The organism is Actinomadura soli (assembly GCF_005889715.1).
Taxonomy (GTDB): domain Bacteria; phylum Actinomycetota; class Actinomycetes; order Streptosporangiales; family Streptosporangiaceae; genus Spirillospora; species Spirillospora soli.
This window is the reverse complement of record NZ_VCKW01000428.1, coordinates 1-4,483: the sequence shown is the minus strand read 5'-3', so window position 1 is coordinate 4,483 and position 4,483 is coordinate 1. Positions and strand designations below refer to the sequence as shown.

General features: G+C 73.0%; 4 protein-coding genes. 1 reads left to right on the top strand and 3 read right to left on the bottom strand.

Going from position 1 to position 4,483, the window contains the following annotated elements; genetic code table 11:
- Positions 1–150 precede the first annotated feature (150 nt).
- The 3 genes from ETD83_RS39805 to ETD83_RS39795 form a co-directional block, all read right to left on the bottom strand.
- Entirely contained in the window at positions 151–1,554 is a 1,404-nt protein-coding gene (locus tag ETD83_RS39805; protein ID WP_138650428.1) for an NAD-dependent malic enzyme, read from the bottom strand.
- Between the two features lie 53 nt (positions 1,555–1,607).
- Positions 1,608–2,249, bottom strand: coding sequence for a cytidylate kinase-like family protein (locus tag ETD83_RS39800; protein WP_138650427.1), 642 nt, complete (start codon positions 2,247–2,249; stop codon positions 1,608–1,610).
- 82 nt (positions 2,250–2,331) lie between these two features.
- Positions 2,332–3,276 carry a tetratricopeptide repeat protein gene (locus ETD83_RS39795; RefSeq protein WP_230421504.1) on the bottom strand — a complete coding sequence of 315 codons (945 nt, stop codon included), beginning with the start codon at positions 3,274–3,276 and terminating at the stop codon, positions 2,332–2,334.
- Between the two features lie 501 nt (positions 3,277–3,777).
- Here ETD83_RS39795 and ETD83_RS39790 point away from each other — a divergent pair.
- On the top strand, positions 3,778–4,483 hold a 706-nt coding region (locus ETD83_RS39790), incomplete at its 3' end, for an ATP-binding cassette domain-containing protein (protein ID WP_230421503.1).

The window sequence follows — 4,483 nt, the reverse complement described above, 5'->3', positions numbered from 1 at the left end:
ACTGGTCGGCACACTCCACGGCTGCCTACGCACCCACACCACCTACAGCGAAACCACCGCCTGGACACCCCAAACCCACCACACCGACCAAGCAGCTTGACACCTACGACCCGTGGGATGTCTAGCCCGCGGCTCCCCGGGCCGGGCCCGTCAGGCCTCGGTCCGGGGCCGGCCACCGGCGGCCTCGCGGACGGCGCCCGCCACGCGGGTGCTGACCTCCGGGTGGAACACGCTCGGGACGATGTAGTTCGGGCCCAGCTCGTCCGGCGTGACGACCTCCGCGAGCGCCTTGGCGGCGGCGGCGAGCATGTCCAGGGTGACGCCGTCGGCCTGCGCGTCCAGGAGGCCGCGGAACACGCCCGGGAACGCCAGCACGTTGTTGATCTGGTTGGGGTAGTCGCTGCGGCCGGTGGCGACGACGGCGGCGTGCTCGCGGGCCTCGTCCGGCGACACCTCGGGCTCGGGGTTGGCGAGCGCGAACACGATCGCGTCGTCGTTCATCGTCGCGATGTCGTCGCCGTTCAGGATGCCTGGGGCCGACACGCCGATGAACACGTCGGCGTCCTTCACGGCGCCGCGCAGGTCGCCCGCGTAGCCGCCGCCATTGGTGTGGCCCGCGATCCAGCGGAGCGAGTCGTCCAGGTCGTCGCGCCCCGCGTGGACGGCGCCGCGGTAGTCGCAGACGACGAGGTCGCGGGCACCCGCGTGGATCAGCAGCTTCAGGATGGCGCTGCCCGCGGCGCCCGCGCCCGCCATCGTGATCCGGACGGACCCGAGGTCCTTGCCGACGACGCGCAGCGCGTTCGTCAGCGCGGCGAGAACGCAGATCGCGGTGCCGTGCTGGTCGTCGTGGAAGACGGGGATGTCGAGCAGCTCGCGCAGCCGGGCCTCGACCTCGAAGCAGCGCGGCGCGGAGATGTCCTCCAGGTTGATGCCGCCGAACGCGGGCGCGATGATCTGGACCGTCCGGACGATCTCGTCGGTGTCCTGGGTGTCGAGGCAGATCGGCCAGGCGTCGATCCCGGCGAACCGCTTGAACAGCGCCGCCTTGCCCTCCATGACGGGCAGCGCGGCCTCCGGGCCGATGTTGCCGAGGCCGAGCACCGCCGAGCCGTCCGACACGACCGCGACGCTGTTGCGCTTGATCGTCAGCCGCCGGACGTCCTCGGGGTTGCGGGCGATCGCGAGCGAGACGCGGGCGACGCCGGGCGTGTAGGCCATGGACAGCTCGTCGCGGTTGCGCAGCGGCACCTTCGACTGCATCTCGATCTTGCCGCCGAGGTGCATCAGGAACGTCCGGTCGCTGACCTTGTGGATCTTGACGGCCTCGATCCGCTCCAGCGCCGCGGCGATCGCCTCGGCGTGCTGGGTGTCGCGGGTCGCGATCGTGACGTCGATGCGGAGCGTCTCGTGCCCGGCGGTGTTGACGTCGAGGGCGGTGACGATGCCGCCGGCGTTCTCCACGACGTGGGTGATCTGGCTGACGGCACGGCCGCCGGCCGGCACTTCCAGCCGCACGGTGATGGAGTACGACACGCTCGGCACGCTCGCCACGACAACTGCTCCCTCTGCTCCGGATGGGGGCCGCCGCCCGGCCGGCCGGTGGCTCAGACCGCCCGGGCCGCGGCGACGATGAGCTCGACGGTCGCGGACGCGGGGAACCTCGTGGCGTCGATCACGAGGTGGTAGAGCCGTGGATCGCCGGGGTCGACCCCGTAGAAGTGCTTCACGTAGGCCGTACGGGCGCGGTCATTGGCTTCGAGCATACGCTCAACCTCGCGGTCGGGTCGCGGGGGACCGTCGATGGCGGCCGTGATGGCGCGGGCCAGCCGGCGTTCCCTCGGGCCGTCCAGCCGGACGTGCAGCGCGTCCTCCCGGCCGGCCAGCACGACCGCCGCCGCCCGGCCCAGCAGGACGGCCCCGCCGCGATCGGCCACGCGGGTGATGACGCTCTCGGTGTGCTCGACGAACTCCTCGGGAGGGACGAACCCGTGGTCGGGGATGTAGACGTCCATGCCGAGCGCGACGGTGGGCAGCCGCGCCGCCCCGGCGAGGATCCGGCCGATGCCGCTCTCGGCCCGGCCGTCGTGGGCCAGCGCCTCCTCCAGCGTGCAGCCGATCTCGCCGGCGACGAGCTCGGGGATGGCGCGGTCGACGAAGCGCAGGCCGAGCCGGCCCGCCACGGCGAGGCCGACGGCCGAACCGCCCGCCCCGTAGGTGGCGGAGATGGTCACCACGCGCGCGCTCACACTCCGTCCATGCCCGCTCCGGGCATGGACGGAACTGCACGCTCAGAACGGAGCGGCCCTGGTCAGCGGAGGGCGGACCCGGTCAGAACAGGGCGGACTGGAGGGAACGGCGGGCCTTGGCGACGCGCGGGTCGTCCGGCGGCAGGACCTCGAACAGCGACAGCAGGTGCTTGCGCGCCGCGTCGCGGTCGTCGCCCGCGCTCGCCCGGACCGCCGTCACCAGCCGCTCGAACGCCTGCTCCGGCACTCCGGACACCATCTCCACGTCGGCCGCGCTGATCTGCGTCTGGACGTCGCCGGGCTTCTCCGCGGCCTCCTGGAGGACGCGCTCCGCGTCCAGCGACCGCACCCGGATGCTCAGCTCGACCGCCGCGAGGCCCTGCTTGGCCTGGGCGTCGCGGGGGTCGCCCGCGAGGAGCTGCTCGAACGCGGCCTTGGCGCCGTCCAGGTCGCCGCTCTGCAGGGCGTCCCGCGCCCGCTGGTACACCGGGTCGGCGGCGGGCTCCTCCTCCGCGTCCGCGGCGAGCTGCTGCTCGCCCTCGGGGGCCTCCGGCAGGATGCCCTCCTTGCGCAGCGCCTCGAAGAGCTGGTCGATGGCCTGGCGCACCTGCGCCTCGGGCGCCGCGCCGTTCAGGAACGGCAGCAGCTGCCCGGCGACGACCGCCGCGACGAACGGGATGCCGCGCACGCCCATCTGCTGCATGTACGCGCCGAGCTGCGGGTTGGCGTCGATGTCGACCTTGGCGAGGATCCACTTGCCGGCCGCCTCGGTGGCGAGCTTCTCCAGGATCGGCGAGAGCTGCTTGCACGGCCCGCACCACTCGGCCCAGAAGTCCACGAGGATGGGGACGGACTGCGACCGCTCCACCACCTCGGTGTTGAAGGTCTGGTCGGTGACGTCCACGACGTACTGCCCGGCGCCCCCGCCCCCGCCCGCGGACGCGGACGCGCCGCCGCCCTGGGCCTGACGTTCCTGCTGCTTCCTGGAGGCCGCCTGGCGCGCCCCCAGATCGATGGCCCCGTGCAACGAAAAGTCCCGAGAAGACATGGGTCCATCCTGCCCCATGACCGCCGGTGGCTGCGCGTCCGTCCGCTCCAAGCGGACCGCGCCGCCCGCGCCGGACGACCGCCACGTCCCGATCCGGGCGCATAGTTCAACAATTGTCCGCCTTTTTCTAATTCTCACCTTCAGTGCGGCGGGCAAAGAATCCAGGAGTACCGCCGTAAAGGCAAAAAGATTGCTGACAGCCATCACCAAGCCCGGTTATAGTCACCGTGTCGATGCATCGCGGCACGGCTAAAGCGACCGGCGCGCCGGGCCCGCCGAACGGCGGAGGCCCGGGCGGGCGAACGGCGAGTGGCAGGGTTGGGGGACCGAGGCCACCGGCGCACCCGCCGCACCGGGCTCGCCGGCCGGCGCCGCGACCGCATGGCAAGCTATGGGGGGAATCTTGTGATCGCGGAGCATTCCGTGATCGTGGCCCGAGGAATGGGTGTCCGCCGCGGGGGGCGGTGGCTCCTGCGCCCGGTGACCTTCGGCGTTCCCGAAGGCGTGGTCGGCCTGGCCGGTCCACCTGGTGCCGGTAAATCCACTCTGCTGGCCACGTTCGCGACCTTGCGCAGGCCGAATGCCGGCGCGCTGCACATTCTCGGACACGACATCACGAACACCGCCGCCCTGCGCGCCGCGCGGGCCGGCATCGGCTATCTGCCGGCGCGGTTCTGCCGGGCGGAGCACATGACCGCGGGCGAGTTCGTCGAGTACGCGGCGTACTACAAGCGGACGAGCGCGTCCACCGCGCGCTCCACCATGCGGCGCCTCGACGTGGCCGAGGCCGCCGGCACCGAGCTCGCACTGCTGCCGCCCGACGTCCGCCTCCGCGCCGGGCTCGCCGCCGCGTGCGTCCACGAGCCGGACGTCGTCCTCCTGGACGATCCCTTCGGCGACCTGTGCGCCGCCGCCGAGCCCTGGCCCACCGGCGCCGCGGGTCCCGGACGCCACGCGCTCACCGCCGCCATGGCCGAGCTGATCCCGGTCCTCCGCTCCCTCGCCCCGACGGTGATGATCACCGCCGACGCGCCGGAGACGCTCACCGGCTGGTGCGACCGGCTCCTCACGCTCGCCCGCGGCAGGCTGACCGAGCAGCCCACCCATTCGGCCGCCGCCCGCCGCGGCCGCACCCCCGCCGACCGCCGCGTCCTCGGCGCCATCGCCCACGACGGCACCGCCGCCG